This is a genomic window from Cohnella sp. CFH 77786 (genome assembly GCF_019400745.1).
GTDB lineage: Bacteria > Bacillota > Bacilli > Paenibacillales > Paenibacillaceae > Cohnella.
In genome coordinates, this window is record NZ_WJIB01000011.1 from 79,794 (window position 1) to 98,649 (window position 18,856).

The following is an 18,856-nucleotide window of genomic DNA, read 5'->3' on the forward strand; positions in this document are numbered from 1 at the left end:
TCTCAGGCAAGGAGTGATCCTCGCCTGTTCCATACAACGCAAATCAAGATAAAGGGAGGCAATCGGAAGATGTACAAATCGATTCGCAAAATGATGGGCATCGCCTTGACGGGCGTGCTCGCCGTAAGCCTTGCGGCGTGCGGTTCGGGCAGCAAGAACGAGGCCAGCCCGTCGGACAACGGAAGCCAAGCAAGTTCGTCTCCGTCCGCATCCGCGTCCGGGGACAGCGGCAAGATCGACACCTCCAAGTTCGTCAAGGTTTCCTACGTCATGCTCGGCAACAAGCCCACGAATGGTCAATTCGAGAAAGTGATGGAGAAGGTTAACGCGCTGCTCAAGCAGAAAGCGAACGCGGAACTCGAAGTCAAGTGGGTCGAATGGGCTGACTGGCAAACGAAATATAACCTGTTGCTCGCTTCCGGCGAACCGCTCGATTTGATCACGACGGCTACGGACTGGCTGGATGCCTGGCCGAACGCCCAGAAAGGCGCCTTCATGCCGCTGGACGACCTGCTGCCGAAATACGCGCCGCAAACCTGGGCAGACGTTCCCCAGGATCACTGGGCGGAAACGAAATACAACAACCAGATCGTCATGATTCCGGAAGACAGCTACACGCAATGGGTCAACCATGGATTCATGTACCGCGGCGACTGGGCGAAGGAGTTCGGCATCACGTCGCCGATCAAGGATTTCGAGACCTTGGGCAAATACTTCCAGGGCGTGAAGGACAAGAAACCCGGCGTCATTCCTTGGGATTCGGAAGGCACCAACATGGAAATGTTCAACGGTTACGTCACGACGACGACCGATGCCATTGGCTTGCCGGTCAGCACCGGATTGTATCCGATCTTCTATGCTCCTTCGTATGACCAGCGGTTTACAGCTATGAGCCCCGTATTCGAGGACACGTTCGTCAATTTCGCGAAGCTGATGAAAGATTGGGGAGACAAGGGCTACTGGCGCCAAGACGTGCTCAGCAACAAAGGCGACGCAAGAACCGCCATGCAAGCGGGCAAATCCGGCGGACTTCAGCATCATACGCAATCCTTCCTGACCGACAGATACAAGATGGACCAGCTGCAGCCGGGGTCCGAATTGCAATTCTTCCCGTGGTCCGCTACAAAGAATAATCTGATCTCGATGTCGATCACCCACGGCGCTACCGCGCTCGGCGCGCACAGCAAAAATCCGGAACGGGCCTTGATGGTGTACGATCTCATTCGCAACGATCAGGAGATTTACCGTTTATTCAACTACGGCATCGAAGGCGTGCAATACGTCGTGAAAGACGGCAAACGCTATCGTCCGGAAGGCTATGACGTACAACGCGACGACTTCTACTCCGACTTCTGGGGCGGACGCGTCGACAAGAACGAAATTCCGGACGGCACGTGGTGGGACGGCTGGAAGGACTTGTACGCTTCCTACGACCAAATCAAGAAACCGTACCCGTACGGCCGGTTCGTCTTCAACAAAGATCCGGTCAACAACGAACTCACGGCCATCTCGCAGGTGGTCAGCCAATCGCTCCCGGCCATCGTGTTCGGCAAAGCCGGCGATCCGGAGAAAGCGGTGAACGATTTCCGCAGCCAGCTCAAGTCCGCAGGCTATGACAAAGTCGTAGCCGAGATTCAGAAGCAGTTGGACGAATACAAGAAGCTTGTAGGTGCGTAAGCCCGTAATCGCATAATGGCATCATGAAGCAATCGCGCCGCTGAGGTCCGTTCTCTCTCAGCGGCGCGTTCCATTCCGGAGAGGAGTTTGATGATGAACAGGAAATTCGGGAACAAGATCACGGCCATGATCCTGGCCTTCACGGGGTGTTTCACGTTGAATATCGGCGCTTCGGCTGCTGCCGCTCCATCGGAAGGCCAGCTTCCGATCGATGCTCAAGTCACGATCGATGCCTCGGTGAAATACCAGAAAATCGATAACTTCGGCGCTTCGGATGCCTGGTCGATGGATCCGCTCGGCAAGTACTGGACGGAAGAGAACAAATCGCGCGTGGCCGACCTGCTCTTCTCGCGGGACAAGGGAATCGGACTCTCCGCGTGGCGCTTCAATATCGGTGCGGGCTCGACCGAAACGGACCAGGCGATCATCACCAATCCTTGGCGGCGGGCGGAAGCGTTCAAATCCTCGGAAGACGGCGAATACGATTGGAGCAAGCAGGCGGGACAGCAATGGTTCCTGAAGGCAGCGAAGGAGAGAGGCGTCGATACGCTCATCGCCTTCGTCAACAGCCCGCCGGTCTGGATGACGAAGAACGGCCACGCCCAGCCGGATTCGACCGTGGGATCCACGAACTTGAAGGAGGGGTACGAGGGCAAATTCGCCGCGTATTTAACCGACGTGCTGAACCATTTCAAGCAGGAAGGATTCGATTTCGATTATATAAGCCCGATCAACGAGCCGACTTGGGATTGGAACAAGGCCGGCCAGGAAGGCAACCGATATAACAACGACGATATGAAGCGCGTGATTCTGGAGCTGTACCGGCAGCTTCAGGCCAAGGGGCTTCCCTCGCAAATCAGCGCGCCGGACGGCGTGGAAATTACCGCTCTGCTGGATGACGACCTGTACAAGGCATTTTCGGGTCAGGACCAATATAAGGGCGGCTCGAACGGTCTGGGCGTCGGCAAATACCGGGAATATATCAAGGACCTGCTGGGCGACCCGCTCTTGAAGGAAGCCGTGGGCAACAAAATCGCCTCGCATTCCTATTGGTCCGATTACAGCGCCCCGGGTGACGACCGTCTCGGGAAGCTGCGGGATCTTCTCGCGGAGAATCTGAAGCGGTACGATCCGGCCGCTACCTATTGGATGTCCGAATATTGCATTCTCGGTTCCTACGGTCCCGGGCGCGATTTGGGCATCGATCCGGCCTTGTACGTCGCCCGAACGATCCATTTCGACCTGACGCGGGCGAACGCTTCGGCCTGGCAATGGTGGACGGCGGTTTCGAAGGAAGATTACAAGGACGGCTTGATTTACACCGATTTCAACCTGCCGGGGGACGAGCAGAACATTCTGACTTCCAAAATCCTGTGGGCGCTCGGCAACTACAGTAAATTCATTCGGCCCGGCGCCGACCGCATCGCGCTGACGGGGCTGGATGAGCAGGCGAGAAGCGGTCTCTTCGGATCCGCTTATCGGCATGATGCGGAACAAACGGTGACGGCGGTCTTCGTCAACGACAGCCTGTCGGATCGACGCGTCAAGATCTCCTTAACCGGACTGGATCGGAAAGACGCCGTTTACGTGCTGAAGTCTTACGTGACGTCGGCTGCCCAAGATCTGGCCAGGGGAACCGACGTGCCGATCGGATCGGACGGAACGTTCGAAGCCGTCATCCCCGCACGCTCCGTCGTCACGTTGAACGGCGACCTGGTCAAGGCGAACAAGAAACCCGACGCTCCCGAGATCGTGAAGGTTACGCCGATGAACAAGGGATTGGAAGTCGAGTTCCGTGCGGCCAAGGGCGCTTCCGAATACTTGGTAAGCTACGGTGCGCAGAGCGACACCCGTGAACAGAAATTCACGCAGCTGTCGGGTGATCGCTTGATCTTGAGAGGGTTGGAGAACGGAAAATCCTACTTCGTGACGATCAGAGCCGGCAACGGGCACGGATTCGGACCGCCTTCGAAGCGGGCGTACGGCATTCCGGCGCTGCTCGCTCCGACGGGCGTTACGGCCTCGGGGACCGACGGAGGCTTCATCGTCCGCCATGCGGTTGAACCCGGGATACCGGCTTATCGGGTTCGCTACGGCACAGAGCCAGGCCGCTACGATCAAGAACAGTTGAGCGAAACGCCGAACGGAACGATTCGGATTGACGGAGCGGCGAACGGAACGACTTATTATGGCGTTGTCGAAGCCGTCGACGGTCAAGAGGCCAGTCCTCCGTCCGCTGAATTTCAAGTGATCCCCGATATGCCGGCTCCCGGCAAAATCATCGCGGTACCGGGGGATCGCCGCGCCCACCTGGAGATTTCTCCGTTGGAAGGCGCTTCCGGCTATTCCGTTCAAGTCCTTACCGGCACGCAGCTCCTATCGACACGGGAAAGCGATACAAGCTCGATCGAGATCGGCAATCTGGCGAATGACACGGTTTATACGGTTCGCGTTTCCGCCATCGGCAAAGGCGGGAAAGGGACCGGGTTCGCGGAAACGGCGGTAACGCCGGCCGGCGAGGAAGTGCGATGGGAAGACCGTTTCGATAACGGCGATATCGGTTCTTATCATCAGGATCTCAGCCAATGGACAGCCGCAGATGGCGTACTCAAGCATGTCTCCGGCGGGGATAACCGCGGGGAAATCGGCGTGAGCGGCTTGCATTTCATCGATGGAACGATCACGGCCGTCGCGAAACATGCGACGTTAGGGGCGGATTGGGGAATCGCTTTCCGCGGCAGCAGTTATTCGAACGGATATGTGTTCGGCTTCGAGAACGGGGCGTTGGTTCTTCGCCGGGACGGCCAAAACTTGGCGCCTGCCGTACCTTTCGCGGCCAAGTTGGGCGAATACTACCGATTGGAAGTGCGTCTGGAAGGTAAGCATATTCAGGCCTCGATTGACGGAACGCCGGTGTTTAGCCTTACCGACACGGTCTACACGGGCGGTCGAGTCGGTCTTCATAGCTGGGCAGACGCCCAATTCGCCTATTTGAAGATCGCCAGGGATCCCGGGCCGGTTCTTGCCCGTCCGGAAATCTACCAGGCCAAGGCTGGCGACGGGCAGGTCGCCTTGCATTACACCGAAGTCGACCGGGCGGAATCTTATGTGATCCGCTATAGAGCTCTTGCGGGAACGGATTCGCAAGTGACGGAAATGCCGGTAAATCCGGGATCCGCGATCGTAACGGGACTGAATAACGGCGTCGCTTACTCGTTCACGGTCGTCGCCCAACGGTCGGGAGAGGAGTCGGTATCGGAGCCGATCGAAGCAACCCCTGTTCCGAACGCCAATCCCGTTCTTTTCTACGTCGATGCCGGAGACGATACGCCTTACAGCTTGGAGGACGGTGAGTCGCTGGGAGCCTATCAGGGATTGGAGGAGCAGCCCTATGGAGTCGATCCGGTTACGGGCATCAAATGGGGCTACGAAGCGGATGACGGCCTGACGTGGGCACGCACCGGACTATCCGATCCCTACGAGACGATTCGCCAATATGACGGGAACGTGAACGGCAAAGGATTGACGTACCGTTTCCAAATCCCCAATGGCACGTATCGCGTTACGGTCGGCTTCTTCGATCCTTGGAGCGCGAGCGATCGGGTCATGAATCTGACGATCAATGGAGAATCGAAGCTGTCCGGCTACGTAATCGGGACGAAGAGGGAAGCGAAGACTTTCGACAATATTGCGGTCTCGGACGGGGAACTCGTGGTGAAAGCCGTTAAGGCTGGAGGATCCAAACCGATGGTGAGCTGGATCAAGGTGGAGAAGCAATAGCGTTACTTCAACGAAAAGCGATCGTCCCTCGAATGGAACGATCGCTTTTTCCTGCTTCCTTCCCGCATCATCATGTCTTAACGAGATGCTTACGAGAGGGGAAAAGTTGTAAAATATCGAATACTTATATAAGAATAGTAAGGAGCTGACAAACAAGGATCGGGAAAATAAGAATGAGGAGATTATCGATGATACCGGACTGGAAGTTAGCGGAGAATGCTTTGCAGAACATAAGGGTGATCGGAAATGACAACAACGAACCGGTAACGATAGAAGGCTTCGCGGATGGTTTGTATTGCATCGGGATCGGAACGGATGCAGCCGTATTCTATTATGCGGGTACTCCCCCCTATGCGTTCAAAGTTTATTCCGATCTTGCATTGGATAAAAAAGACGTAGAATTGGAGATCTATGAACGTATCCAGGGCTCGCCGTATTTCCCCCAATGTTATGGTGCCGGAAGTCATTATCTGGTATTAAGCCTGGAAGTAGGGCCTACCTTATACGACTGCCTGCTTCAAGGGATTCATATCCCCGAGCAAGTCATCCTCGACGTGGAGGCGGCCCGCGAATTTGTCCGAAGCCAAGGCTTGAATCCGAGGGATATCCATTTGAAAAATGTTTTGATGCAGGGAGACAGGGCGAAAGTGATCGATGTTTCCGAGTACATCAAAGAAGGAAACGATCATCGTTGGGAACATCTGGCGTGGGCGTATCGGCATATCTATCCCAGCATGAGTTCGGTCAAAGTTCCATTATGGATATTGGAGAGCATCAGGCACTGGTATAACCGGGTGGATAAAGCAAGCTTCGTTTTGGAAAATTTCTCATACCGGCTGCTCCGGTTGTTCGACTCGGAACGGAAGTCATGACTTTGTAGGAGAACCGGAATGGGATACAGAGCGATCGTCCTAGCGAGAGGACGGTCGCTTTATCTTTCTTCACGGCTCCGGGAATCGACATGCTTTCCGGAAGGGGATGATGTTTTTTTCCTTTTGTCGTTTCTCCATGCAGTAACTTGTAAAATGAAAAGGAAAAATGTACTGCTTATCGAATTTACTCGTTGAAACCGTCTATATCGTTTCATACATTTCTCCATGGGGGTGTGCCCATGAAAACCGCAAAAAAAATACTGATCGTAGAAGATGAGAAAGATATTTCTCGCATATTAACGAACTATTTGAACATCAGCGGCTACGAGACCGTCTGTGCGGACAATGGCGCCGATTGCTTGCGTCATCTGAGGTCCTGGCAACCCGATTATATTATTCTCGACATCATGCTCCCTGACATAGATGGTATTGAGCTATGCCAGCAAATCCGCGAACGCGTTCAAACGCCGATTCTCATCTTAAGCGCGCGAGGCAGTGACACGGATAAAGTGCTCGGACTAGGGTTGGGAGCAGACGATTATATGACGAAACCGTTCTCGCTGAGTGAGCTCGCGGCTCGAATTGGGGCCTATTTCCGCAGATATGACAGCATGGCGAAGCAATCGACTGCTTCAAGCGATAGAGAATTGTTGCAGTTCGGCGCCCTGACGATCGATAAGAGGGCATACAGCGTAAGTTTGAACGGACAAGAGGTGAGCTTGTCTGCGAAGGAGTTCGAACTGCTGCACTATTTGGCTTACCATCGAAACCAAGTGTTTACGAAAAGCCAACTGCTCGATGCGGTATGGGGGTATGAATCAATTGGCGATGACAACACCGTCACCGTGTACATACGCCGCATCCGAGAGAAAATCGAAGCGGATCCGTCCAACCCTGCGCTGCTAAAAACCGTATGGGGCGTCGGATATAAATTTAGCTCCAATACTTGAGCATTGAGGGGAGTTTAACGTGTCTTTAACCCGCTTGGCAAGGCGCTGGATGGTTGCCGCTCTGCTAGGTCTGGCGCTCGCCGCTTGCTGCGGAGCCTATTTACTTCATGCGATAATGGACAAGCACTCGTCTTCCAATGATTCAAGATGGGTCATTAATCAAGTTCGTGTACATGCAAGCGAAGTCATGTTCTATCTTGAGCAAAATGCAAACAGCGCTCTTGCCCCGGATTCCAACATGATCGCCGACCTTGTCCGATTATGCGAACAATATAACGTTCACCTTCAGCTCGTTCGGTTGGACGGCGCTGTCGTGTTTAATTCCTCTCCGACATGGACGGCTGCCGAGCATCGCACGGTCGACCTCAAACATGATTTGCACTACGATCTTTATGAGGCTCGTGATGCGCATAATCAATATTCCGTTGCATTTCCTGTCGTGAACGAGCATCGCCAGCAGGTTGGCAACGCCATTTTCACGGTACCGGCCAGCGATATATTCATCGAACCGGATCATACGAAACCGCTCATCGCTTACGTCTGCTTGATGGCTTCAATTTTATTGCTAAGCGTGTTCCTGATCGCGGCGGTCGTTCACCTGCGAAGGCGCGTAATCCAACCGATGGAACGACTGAAGCTGCATGCGGAAGCGATTGTAAAAGGGCGTTTCGAGGATAAGATCGACCTTGGCACCGGGCAGGACGAGATTGGACAGTTCGTTGCCTCCTTCGATTTAATGCGCGCCGAAATCCTTCACTTGAACAACCTGAGATCGGCGCATGCGCAAGCAAGCAAGGAGCTCATTTCAAATATTTCTCACGAAATCAAGACGCCGCTTACGACTGTTAAAGCCTACGTCGATGCGATTCGAGACGGTGCTTGCCCCGATATGGAGACGGTATTGGATTATATCGGGGTCATGCAGGCGAACACGGACAAAATGGTCCGGCTGGTTGACGATCTCCTTCTTCATGCGTTGAGGGAGTCCAACCACATCCCGCTGGAACTTCGGGAACATTATAGCGAAGAAGTTTTATCGACGATCCTGAAGCCGCTTGCCCATGTTGTTCGAACAAACGGGGTCGAATTTATCGAGCCTCCGCACATTCCGAACGTGCTGATCCGGGTGGACCCGGCGCGGTTGGAGCAAGTTTTCTCGAATCTCGTTATCAATGCGCTGAAGCATACGGCCGCCGGCGAGTCGATTCGGATCAGCATCGACCTAGAGCTGAATGGCTTGACCGTGATGATTGCCGACACGGGCGAAGGTATATTACCGCAGGATATGCCCTTCCTATTCGAGCGTTATTATAGAGGGCAGACGTCGGTCACATCTGCCGTTTCCCGTCAGGCTGGAACGGGTCTCGGACTGTCCATCTGCAAGATGATTATGGAGGCGCATGGCGGCGCCATTTCTTTCAAGAGCGTGCGGGGGGAAGGTACCGCGTTTTATCTGACGATTCCGCTTTGCTAGTCCCGACTGCTCTTCTCCTGTAAGACTTTATTCATAAATTGATAAGCGTCGTGCAAGATTGCCTTTATACAATAAAGGCAAGACACACTTTCAGGAGGAAGCAGATGGGAAAAAAGGCGATCATTCGGGCATCTAACCTGTGCAAAACCTATTTTACCGGTACCGAGCAGTACCATGCGATCCGCAATGTCGATTTGGAGATATACGAAGGCGATTTTACCGTAATTATGGGAAGTTCGGGATCCGGGAAGTCCACGCTGCTGTACTTGCTCAGCGGTCTGGACAGCGTTACGGCGGGTGAAATCTATTTTCAAGAACAGAACATGGATCGCTTCAACGAGCGTGAACTCGCGCAATTTCGGGCATCAAGCATTGGTTACATCTATCAAAGCATCAATCTCGTGCCGGATCTTACCCTATTCGATAATGTCGCACTGCCTGGCTATATCGCGGGCAGGAAAAAAACGTATGTCAAGCAAAAGGCGATGGCGCTCATGTCCGAGATGGGGATAGACCAGCAATGCAACCGGCTCCCCTCTCAAACCTCCGGCGGACAGCAGCAGCGGGCGGCGATCGCCCGTGCGCTCATAAACGATCCGGCCGTCATTTTCGCAGATGAACCGACGGGCAGCTTGAATTACGAGCATGGCGTATCCGTTCTGAATATTTTGACCCGGTTGAATCGATTAGGACAAACGGTCGTCATGGTCACACATGATATGAAAGCCGCATGCCGGGCTAACCGACTCATCCTGATCGGTGACGGCAAAATCAGACGGGTGATGGAATTCGGTCCATTCGATGACAACAGCAGCATCGAAGACAGGGAGAAGATGATTTTTGCCGTCGTGACAGAGAAGGAGCTCATCGGATGAACGCCGTCTGGTCGCTTTGTTTATCCTACTTGCGAAAACGCAAGGTGCAAAACGGATTTATTGCGCTGCTCATTCTGCTGTCCACCTTATCGATCACGACCGCGGCGTCGATTATGGTTAACTCAGGTAATCTGTTCTCCAAACTGCATGACCGAACGAACGGCTCCCATCTGTTGCTTACCCTGGAAAAAGGTCTTCATGATCCGCGAGCCGTTCACGATTGGTGGGCATCGCAGGCAGGTGTCAGGGCATCCAAGTTGCTTCAATACCGGACGCTCTCCGGCATTGTCCATAAGGGTAAGGATATTCCGAATCTTTATCTGTATATGATGAATACGCCGGCAATGCCGTTTGGCGTGGATGAACTCATTTTTGCTTCGAATAACGTTTCCCGGACATTGCCCGCTTCGGGGACGGTTTGGATCCCGACTTCTCTGGCCTATAACTACGGGATTCATGTCGGTGATATCCTTGGCGTAAAAAAATCAAGCGATTTGCTGGAATTCCGTGTATCCGAGATCGTCGTTGATATCCCGTATGGAGCTCCATTTTCGAATACCTCCAGAATTTGGATGAACCCGTCAGACTATGCGCGTGAGTTCCATTCGATGCCCGGAAACGATGCGTATATGCTCGGTCTTCGTTTTGACGACTATAGCAAGAGTGCGCAATACTGGAAACAATTCGAACAGCACTTGGGTACGGTTTATCTCGAATCGAAGAAGGGCTATGATGAAATTGCCGCTTTTTATCTCATCATAAACAAGTTGATCGGTTTTGTGATGATATTTCTCGGCGCCGTCATGATGCTAGTCGCGCTGCTGACGATCGGTTTCACGATCTACGACGCCATCCTGGCGAATTATGCAACGATCGGCGTATTGCAGGCGATCGGATTACGCTCACGTCACATAGTCGCCACTTATTTGATGCAATATGCGATTCTAGCGATCGTTGCCATTGTTCCCGGAACGCTGCTCAGCGAGGTTCTCTCCCGCTTCCTGATCGGGGTGTCCATGTCGTCCTTGAAGACGGAGTCAACAGCTCTTCAAGTGAACAGCGCCGGAATGGCTGTATCGGTCGGACTCGTTGTGCTGGCAGCGGTCATCCTATGCGTGTTGATCTATGCAGGCAAAGCGCGCCGCGTGATCCCCATGCAGGCGATCCGATATGGGATGTCCGAGTCGGAATATAACAAGGCTAATCGAATCCACGGCTCCAAAACGAAATCAGGTTTCGGCAGATTTCCTGCCTTCATGGTCATCGGGATCCGAAGTGTGATAACGAATAGGAAAGGCTCTTTGCTCATGCTTGTACTGGCCGTCTTGACATCAGCCGTTCTCGTGTTCGGCTTTGTCTTCGCGAACAGCATGGCTTCGATGCGGCAAACGGCAAGCCAATGGGGCTACGATTCTTCCGATGTCGTCGCGACCGTTTTCAACCCAACGTCCTTCTCGCGCAAAGAATTCGATCAAGCGTTAAAATCCGATCGGCGAATCCGTTCTTTCGCCTGGTCACGAAGCATCTCGGGTGTCATTCAGGGCGAAACTTTAAGGGACGCCGATATCGGCGCGGATGACCAAGACGTAACCGTCTCATCTGCCAGCGTCGTCATCGATATACTCGAGGGAAGCTACGACGAATATGGATTCTCTGCTCTAAGCGGCCGCAATCCGCGCAATGGAAATGAGATTGCAATCGGGGTTAACGTAGCGCGGAAGTTCAACAAGCAGGTGGGCGATACCGTCGTATTGTATTTGGAAGGACAACGCAAAACACTCCTCGTTACGGGCATTTATCAGTCAATTGCGAACATGTCCAATTCGGCCCGGATAACATCGTCTGCAGCAGCATCGGAAACGACGGATGAAGGCACGAATAATTGCTTCATTAATCTGTATGACAGCTTGCAAGCAAATGCCGTCGCCGACCAATGGCAGGAGAAGTTTAAAGACGCCGTAACGGTTGTGTCGCAGCAGACGCTTCTTGATTCGGTCTATCACGAGGCAACCATTCTCCTGCTTATCCCTACGGGTTTGATCGGCTTGCTGTTCCTGCTCGTCACATTTATCATCATTTACAGCACGTCTCGCATTTACATTCGCAAGCTTAGCAAAACATTCGGAATCTACAAGTCGCTTGGAATGACTTCCGGCCGAATCCGGCAGTCCATCACGATCGGCAACGCTGTGCTATGTATATTTGGTGCCGTGTTTGGCATTATCGTCGGCATAAACGTATTGCCTGCCATTCTCGAAAAAGTGCTCTCATCTTATGGTATTGTTCGATTCCCGATCGTATTAAACGGTACAGGAACGTTGGCTGTCGTTTTGATCAGCGTCGTAAATTCAACGCTTGGCGTTTGGATGTCTTCAAGTGTGATCAAGCGAACCACGGCAAGAATATTGGTCATAGAATAAGGGTCCGCATGAAAGAAGGCTAACAAAAATCGGAATAGGAAAAGCGATCGCCCCATTACCCTGGGAAGATCGCTTTTTCGCATGTTCGATCTTGCGCTCATTCAGGTTTTCGAACCCCCGATAAACTTGTTCACCAGCGTGTAGATCGGAGTCGGGTCGAACTCCGTCAGGCCGTTGACGTCAATTAACATGAAGACGAGCAGAAACGGCAGCAGTCCGATCCCGATGATCGACAAAACGATACCCACCGTCAGACAACGAGCGACTCTACCTATTGTCATTTACCTTCACCTCCCGGAGAAATAAAGCGACCGCTCCTCTCGGAAACGATCGCCGGACGTGCCTCACCCTGCCGCCTCCCGCTTGCGGAAGAACGTTTTGAGCGCGTTATAGATTTCGCCTTTTTCCCGGATGACGTAATACAGGAACTGCTGATGCTCCAAATGCTTGTAGGCCGACATCAGCGTGCTGCTGCGGTTGTACTGGTTCACTTCCCCGTAACCGAAAATGTTCGCGCGCGTCAGCATCTCCCTGATCAGCTTCACGCACCGCTCGTTGTCGCTCGTCAGGTTGTCGCCGTCGGAGAAGTGGAACGGGTAGATGTTGTACATCGACGGCGGATAACGCGAATCGATGATCTCCAGCGCCTTCAAATAAGCGGACGAGCAAATCGTTCCCCCGCTCTCGCCCCGCGTGAAGAACTCCTCCTCCGTCACTTCCTTCGCTTCCGTATGGTGCGCGATGAACACGATCTCCACTTTTTCGTACTGCCGCCGGAGGAACCGGTTCATCCAGAAGAAGAACGAGCGCGCGCAGTACTTCTCGAACGTGCCCATAGACCCCGACGTGTCCATCATGGCCAGAATGACCGCGTTGTTCTGCGGCTTGACGACTTCCTCCCACGTCTTGAACCGCAGATCGTCCGGCGAGATGCCGGCGATTTCCGGATGCCCTTCGCGCGCGTTGCGCCGCAGGTTCTCCAGGATCGTCCGTTTCTTGTCGATGTTGGAGAGAATTCCTTTGCGCCGCACGTCGTTGAACCTCACGTCGCGGACTTCGATCTGCTCTTTGTCTTTGCGCTTCATGTAGGGGAGCTCCAGCTCCTCGAAGAGCATGGTTTCCAGCTCGGCGATGGAGATTTCCGCTTCGACGACGTCGTCCCCGGGTTGGTCGCCGGCGCCTTCGCCCTTGCCGCTCTTGGGGGCGGGATCGGTGCCGATGACGTCTCCGACCTGGCTGTCGCCGTTTCCTTGTCCGACGTGCTTCTTCTTGCTGTTATTGAAAACAAACCGGTACTCGTCCAGGCTCCGGATCGGGATTTTGATGATCTGTCGTCCGTCGGAGAGAATGATGTTCTCCTCGGACAGCAGGTCGGGCAGGTTTTGCTTCAGGGCTTCGCGTACTTTCTGCTGATGGCGCGCCTGATCCTGGTAACCCTTGCGGTGCAAGGACCAATCTTCCCGCGACAAGATGAACGATGCATTCATGGCCGGCCCACCTCCTAAGTGAACAGAATGCAGTGTTTCATATCCAGTATATTCCGGCCGGTGCAAAGGATGAGCGGGAAAATCGGCAAAGGGCGCGGATCACGGCGATTTGTCCGCTTTTCGTGAACATTCGAAAAACAAAGCCCCCGGAGGGTAGAAGCCGGACGGCTGCTGATCGCGATTTCGGAATCGCTTGGCGGTTCGTTTTAGTGAAAGTAACGAAGGAACCGCAACCCCATCCCGGCATTTTCGTCTAATGGAAAGGAACAGGCGAAGGGAGCAGGATCATGAAGTTCAAATATTCGATCGTATTGGCGTTGATGCAAATCGTACTGGTCGTTCTCTCCGTAATCATTGATCAAAGCCGGCATAATGGATTCGGTGAAGGCGATAATCAAGTCGCAGCGAATCTGGTATCGAACATCGAATTTTTCTTTAAAGCCGGTTATGGGCTGAGCGACATCGTAAACTTCAAGTTTATTTTTGTGACGGCCTTTTTAGGCGTGATGATCTGGTTTGCGGTTGGTGTCTTGATCGATTACATCGTCTATCGCAAAAGAGTTGTAAATTACCGCGAATAGCGTAAACGGAGGGGGAAAGGTGTTTTTCTGTTAGTGTGTTTGATAATGGTCATGGTTTCAATCTTTATACTCAGAAAAGCGGGTGTTTCCAGCCCATTCTCTAAAAGTTTCATTCTTGCAGTCTTGCTTTCGATCGCGGCTTTGATTTGCCTTGCTCAAAACGATACGCAGAGCCTAATTCCGGAAGCAAATGATGGAATCGGAGTATCAAACCAAGTGGCGTACCGGATTGTTGGAGAGGATAACTGGTCAATCGAAAAATTTAGTAATCTTTTCGAGAAGTCCATATCTGTCACACTAGTCTTGATTATCTTATATCCTCTGGTTCTTGCAGTTGAAAAAAGGTTTGAAAAGCAAAAGGAACGAAATATTCCGGTCTGCTCTGATATAGATTCACATCGATATGAATGATATACGAATGGAATCCCAATTCCGTTCACGGGGAGGAAAATCATGAGCGGTTTACCTTTTTTCATCCATCTCGGAGGTCAAAGATAATTGGATGGATCCGTCCTCACGAGCCCGTCCTCCATTACGACAACGTTAACCGGTTTATGCAACTTGCAGAGCTGCATGAGCCTGAGCTCCTGCGAGAAGTAATGTCAACGTTCGAAAATCATGAGCCGAACAAAACTCCCTGATCCATGAAACGGTCAGGGAGTTTTGCTCGCGGAGCGACTTCGACGTCTACGCCCGCATCTGGAACCTTGATCTTCATGGCGCTATAATGGGAGGACGACAATGTTGGATCAGGAAGGGGAAGCCGCACATGTCAGCCTTTGTCAGAATCGGCGCAATCGCCGCCATGTTATCCGTCGCGATCGGGGCCTTCGGCGCCCATGCGCTGGAGGGACGGATTTCCGAACACGCGCTGGAAGTCTACCATAAGGGAGTGCAATACCACATGTTCCATGCGCTCGGCATCCTGCTGATCGCCGCGCTCGCGGACAAGCTCGGCTCTCCCAAGCTCGCTTTGCGGGCGGCCGGTCTGCTGCTTGCCGGAATCGTGCTGTTCTCGGGGAGCCTCTACGCGCTTGCCTTGAGCGGAGTGAACGCTCTGGGCGCCATCACCCCGCTCGGCGGCGTCGCCTTCCTGGCGGGATGGCTTTGTTTGGCTCTGGCTGCGCGAAAGCCGAAGGGATGAAGAGGGATAGCCAGGCTACAAAAAAGGATAGAGGATCAGATCGTATCTGATCTCTCTATCCTTTTTAGATCTCAAGAAGCAGGTTTCACCGACTGAACTCCACCCAGCACGGAGATAGGTGCCTTTCTTACGTACAGCCCTGTTATTCGACGAAATCGTCGATTTCGAACAGCTTGAAGCTGTGGACCTGTTTCTCGTCGACATGATACACCGTCAGAAGCTGACTGGCCTTATCGAAGCTGATCATCCGGCAAGGTATGTTCAGCTTGATGCCCCGGCCTTTGTTTACGTTCAGGCGGATCAGCTTGTTCGTTTCGATATATTGGCGGATTCGCTGCTCGAGCTCATCGGATGGGGGAGCCGCTTCCGGCGTTTTCGGCGGGACGGGGGCGTTCGCGTTCGCTTTGGCTACGGCGTCCTTGGCCTTGGCTACGGCAGCCGCGACTTTCGCTTGATCTGCCTGCGTTGCGGGGGAGCCCGCCGATTCGGTCTTCCTCTTCCCCTTCGCCAGCGCTTCCTCGATGACTTGTCCGAGCTGAATGCCCGAGCCGACGCGGAAGTCCGCGAATTCGCCGGCGTTCAGCACGTGAAGCAGCCGCTCCAAGGCTTCTCCGTTCGTTCTGGCAGAAACGAGAATATCGACTTGAAACAAGAAGGAGTTGTTGTCTGTTTCCGATCTGTCGTCTTTCATCCGCGCGTCCTCCTTGTTCGATCTGGTACTGGAAGTCTATGTCTTAATGCCTACTATAACATGGATGTTCTGCCTAAAAAAGATCCCGAATGGAGCAAGCGCCCGAAAAAAATGTCCTCCCGGCGCATATCATGTAGCGCACGATCCGGCGTATGCCGAGGAGGTGGTAAGGCATGGTGCGAATCGAACCGATCCGCATCGGGGAATGGACGGCCGTCGGGGTCGAGGTCCTCCTCCCGAAGACGACACTGCTGGCCGTAACGGCAGGAGACGGCTATATCATGTGCGGTGCGCTCGACGTTCATTTGCTGAACGAACGCCTGCGCGACCGGAAAGTGATTGCCGGGCGCGCCGTAGGCGTGCGAACGTTGGAGCAGCTGCTCGAAGCGCCGCTTGAATCCGTGACGGAATCGGCGCACGCGATGGGGATCACGGCCGGCATGAAAGGAAGAGAAGCGGTGCGGATGATGGCCGCAGCCGCTTCGGGAGCATAGAGTTACGGCCGCTCGAACAGTTGCGGGAGTCCTTCGTGGAATGGCGCGCGTACGATCCCTTTTTCGGTAATGATGGCCGTGACCAGCTCGTGCGGCGTTACGTCGAACGCCGGATTGTAGACGGCGACGCCTTCCGGCGCCGTACGTCGTCCGAATCCTTGGGTCACTTCGTCCGGATGGCGCTCCTCAATCGGAATGTCGGCGCCCGTTGGCGTCGACAGATCGATCGTCGACAGCGGACAAGCTACATAGAACGGAATGTTATGCGCTTTGGCCAGGACGGCTACGCCGTACGTGCCGATTTTGTTCGCGACGTCGCCATTGGCGGCAACCCGGTCCGTTCCCACGATGACGGCCTGCACCCAGCCTTTGGACATGACATGAGCGGCCATGTTGTCGGTAATGAGGGTCACGTCGACGCCGGCCTTGTGCAGCTCGAAAGCCGTAAGCCGGGCGCCCTGCAGCACCGGCCTCGTTTCGTCGGCGAACACTTTGAGGCGGATGCCTTTTTCCAGAGCCAAGTAGAAGGGAGCCAGAGCCGTCCCGTATTTGGACGTGGCCAATCCGCCGGCGTTGCAATGCGTGAGGACGCCCATTCCGTCTTGGAACAGGGTCAGCGAGTGTTCGCCGATCATTCGGTTCGTCTCTTCGTCCTCGGCCTGAATTTGCCGGGCTTCATCCAGCAAAGCGGCAATCGCTTGCTCTACGCCGAGGCCGGTATCCGCCAGCGTCCGGGCGCGGGCTTTCATCCGGTCCAGCGCCCAGAACAGATTGACGGCGGTGGGGCGCGAGGTGGCGAGGTATTCCGCGTGCCGCTCGACTTCCTCGAGGAGTCCGGTCATATTTCCCCGGTAATAAAGGATGCCCAGGACGACTCCGTACGCGGCGGAAATCCCAATCGCGGGGGCGCCGCGCACCTTAAGCTCACGGATCGCCTCCCACACGTCCTGCGGCGTCGTCAGACGCAAATACACGATTTCTTCCGGCAACAGCCTCTGGTCGAGCAGTCGTACCGCGTCGTCCGACCAAATGACCGGCTGCAGCATCTCATGGTTGTCGGGAGATTTCACGTTCATGCTGTTTTCCTGCTTTCCGCCTCAATCCTTGGCCGCTTTGACGGCCGAGTCGGCTATATCGATAAGATCCTGGATGGAACCGGCGCTTCGGTTCCGTCGAATGAGGCTCGCACCGATGGCGAGCGCGAGGCGCTGGGCCTTCTGCCGCACCCGGTCATCCGGAATTTTGTCGATATCGGCCACGTGGGCGAGACCGACGACTCTGCGGACCATCTTGCAGCCCGCGAAACCGAACGTATCCTGCAGCAGACGTTTCATGTAATCGTCCATATATCCGGGCGTGCGCGCCATGCGGTCCACGCCGCTCTCCAACCACAGCTTGCGGAATTTGCTTTCGAAGCCGGTCCAGACGTCCCGTACGGTATCCAGCAGGTACGTGCGGCGCGCGCCGCGCGCGGCTTCGTCCGCCGACCAATGCTCTTGTCCCGCGTAATTGAGCAGCAGATTGGCGATGACGGCCCCAATGTCGAAGCCCATCGGACCGTAATAGGCGAATTCCGGATCGATCACCTTGGTCGATTCCGGCGTGATGAAGATGCTCCCCGTGTGCAGATCTCCGTGCAGCAGCGCTTGCGCGTGCGTCAGGAATTTCTCCCGGAGCCGCGCCACTTCCAGGTGCAGGGCGGTATCGTTCCACAACGCTTCGGCGTCGGGCCGGAGATGTTCGTCGAAGCTGTTGTTGGGCGAATTCGTGTAAGGATCGTCGAAAATGAGATCTTCCGTGATTTTGCACAATTCCGGGTTGACGAAGGATTTGACGAGCTGCTTCTTCTCCTGCTGGTTCATGCCCAGATCGGAGGTGAAGAACAGCGTGCGGGCCAGGAATTCGGAGATATCCTCGGCGAATTTCGGATAGACGCCGCCTTCGATCAGTCCCTTGCGCATAATGACGTGGTCGCTCAAATCTTCCATGACCGTGAGCGCCAGCTCCGGATCATACCGGTAGACGACCGGGACAAGCCCCGGAGCGAGCTTGGCTTGGATGATCAACGCTTCGCTCTCGATGCGCGAACGGTCGAGCGTAAGCGGCCAGGATTCTCCGACCACTTTGGCGTAGGGGAGCGCTTGCTTCAGAATGAGACTGGCGCCCGTCTGCGGCTGGCTGACATGGAATACCAGATTCAGGTTCCCGTCGCCGATTTCGCGGCATTGCAGCTCTTTGCCGTCTTCGAATACGTTCGGTACGGATCGGGCGATTTCGATCGCTTCCGCTTCCGTTAAAGGGTGATAATGGCTCAAATTAGGGTCACCTCGATTTATAATGAAGGGTTGGCCCGTCCCGTCTTCGGGTGCGGCATATCTTTAGTCAGTATAAAGCAATTCGAACTCCGTTGA

General features: G+C 54.2%; 15 protein-coding genes. 10 read left to right on the forward strand and 5 right to left on the reverse strand.

Annotated elements, in window-relative coordinates; all coding sequences use genetic code 11:
* Nucleotides 1-69: 69 nt before the first annotated feature.
* The 7 genes from GE107_RS17050 (at nucleotide 70) to GE107_RS17080 (ending at nucleotide 12,048) form a co-directional block, all read left to right on the forward strand.
* Complete coding sequence (locus tag GE107_RS17050) at nucleotides 70-1,677, forward strand: ABC transporter substrate-binding protein (RefSeq protein ID WP_219641194.1); 1,608 nt, start codon at nucleotides 70-72, stop codon at nucleotides 1,675-1,677.
* Between the two features lie 90 nt (nucleotides 1,678-1,767).
* Nucleotides 1,768-5,457: a glycoside hydrolase gene (locus GE107_RS17055; protein WP_255570563.1), complete on the forward strand. Its 3,690-nt coding sequence runs from the start codon at nucleotides 1,768-1,770 to the stop codon at nucleotides 5,455-5,457.
* 188 nt (nucleotides 5,458-5,645) lie between these two features.
* Nucleotides 5,646-6,329: a serine/threonine protein kinase gene (locus GE107_RS17060; protein ID WP_219641195.1), complete on the forward strand. Its 684-nt coding sequence runs from the start codon at nucleotides 5,646-5,648 to the stop codon at nucleotides 6,327-6,329.
* A 239-nt stretch (nucleotides 6,330-6,568) separates the two neighbouring features.
* Nucleotides 6,569-7,279, forward strand: coding sequence for a response regulator transcription factor (locus GE107_RS17065; RefSeq protein ID WP_219641196.1), 711 nt, complete (start codon nucleotides 6,569-6,571; stop codon nucleotides 7,277-7,279).
* Between the two features lie 19 nt (nucleotides 7,280-7,298).
* Nucleotides 7,299-8,753: a sensor histidine kinase gene (locus tag GE107_RS27215; RefSeq protein WP_219641197.1), complete on the forward strand. Its 1,455-nt coding sequence runs from the start codon at nucleotides 7,299-7,301 to the stop codon at nucleotides 8,751-8,753.
* Between the two features lie 104 nt (nucleotides 8,754-8,857).
* The gene (locus tag GE107_RS17075; RefSeq protein WP_219641198.1) at nucleotides 8,858-9,628 is read left to right on the forward strand and encodes an ABC transporter ATP-binding protein; all 771 of its coding nucleotides are present in this window, start codon (nucleotides 8,858-8,860) and stop codon (nucleotides 9,626-9,628) included.
* On the forward strand, nucleotides 9,625-12,048 hold the full coding sequence (locus GE107_RS17080) for an ABC transporter permease (RefSeq protein ID WP_219641199.1): 2,424 nt from the start codon (nucleotides 9,625-9,627) through the stop codon (nucleotides 12,046-12,048). Before GE107_RS17075 ends, GE107_RS17080 begins: the two co-directional genes overlap by 4 nt.
* A gap of 101 nt (nucleotides 12,049-12,149) precedes the next feature.
* On the opposite strand, the gene GE107_RS17085 is transcribed toward GE107_RS17080, so the two are convergent.
* Together GE107_RS17085 and yhbH are read right to left on the reverse strand one after the other, a co-directional pair.
* On the reverse strand, nucleotides 12,150-12,329 hold the full coding sequence (locus tag GE107_RS17085) for a hypothetical protein (RefSeq protein ID WP_219641200.1): 180 nt from the start codon (nucleotides 12,327-12,329) through the stop codon (nucleotides 12,150-12,152).
* 63 nt (nucleotides 12,330-12,392) lie between these two features.
* Nucleotides 12,393-13,535: a sporulation protein YhbH gene (gene yhbH, locus GE107_RS17090; protein WP_219641201.1), complete on the reverse strand. Its 1,143-nt coding sequence runs from the start codon at nucleotides 13,533-13,535 to the stop codon at nucleotides 12,393-12,395.
* 287 nt (nucleotides 13,536-13,822) lie between these two features.
* Here yhbH and GE107_RS17095 point away from each other — a divergent pair, with 287 nt between their 5' ends.
* Nucleotides 13,823-14,116, forward strand: a complete 294-nt coding sequence (locus GE107_RS17095; RefSeq protein ID WP_219641202.1) for a hypothetical protein — start codon at nucleotides 13,823-13,825, stop codon at nucleotides 14,114-14,116.
* Between the two features lie 769 nt (nucleotides 14,117-14,885).
* The gene (locus GE107_RS17100; protein ID WP_219641203.1) at nucleotides 14,886-15,260 is read left to right on the forward strand and encodes a DUF423 domain-containing protein; all 375 of its coding nucleotides are present in this window, start codon (nucleotides 14,886-14,888) and stop codon (nucleotides 15,258-15,260) included.
* Between the two features lie 142 nt (nucleotides 15,261-15,402).
* Here the strand turns inward: GE107_RS17100 and GE107_RS17105 are convergent, their stop codons facing one another.
* Nucleotides 15,403-15,951, reverse strand: coding sequence for a hypothetical protein (locus GE107_RS17105; protein WP_219641204.1), 549 nt, complete (start codon nucleotides 15,949-15,951; stop codon nucleotides 15,403-15,405).
* Between the two features lie 173 nt (nucleotides 15,952-16,124).
* On the opposite strand from GE107_RS17105, the gene GE107_RS17110 reads away from it, so the two are divergent.
* A complete protein-coding gene (locus tag GE107_RS17110; RefSeq protein ID WP_219641205.1) occupies nucleotides 16,125-16,445 on the forward strand; it encodes a YunC family protein in 321 nt (106 codons plus the stop codon).
* A 2-nt stretch (nucleotides 16,446-16,447) separates the two neighbouring features.
* Here the strand turns inward: GE107_RS17110 and mtnA are convergent, their stop codons facing one another.
* The gene (mtnA, locus tag GE107_RS17115) at nucleotides 16,448-17,521 is read right to left on the reverse strand and encodes an S-methyl-5-thioribose-1-phosphate isomerase (protein ID WP_219641206.1); all 1,074 of its coding nucleotides are present in this window, start codon (nucleotides 17,519-17,521) and stop codon (nucleotides 16,448-16,450) included.
* A 21-nt stretch (nucleotides 17,522-17,542) separates the two neighbouring features.
* Nucleotides 17,543-18,760 carry an S-methyl-5-thioribose kinase gene (gene mtnK, locus GE107_RS17120; RefSeq protein ID WP_219641207.1) on the reverse strand — a complete coding sequence of 406 codons (1,218 nt, stop codon included), beginning with the start codon at nucleotides 18,758-18,760 and terminating at the stop codon, nucleotides 17,543-17,545.
* Nucleotides 18,761-18,856 lie beyond the last annotated feature (96 nt).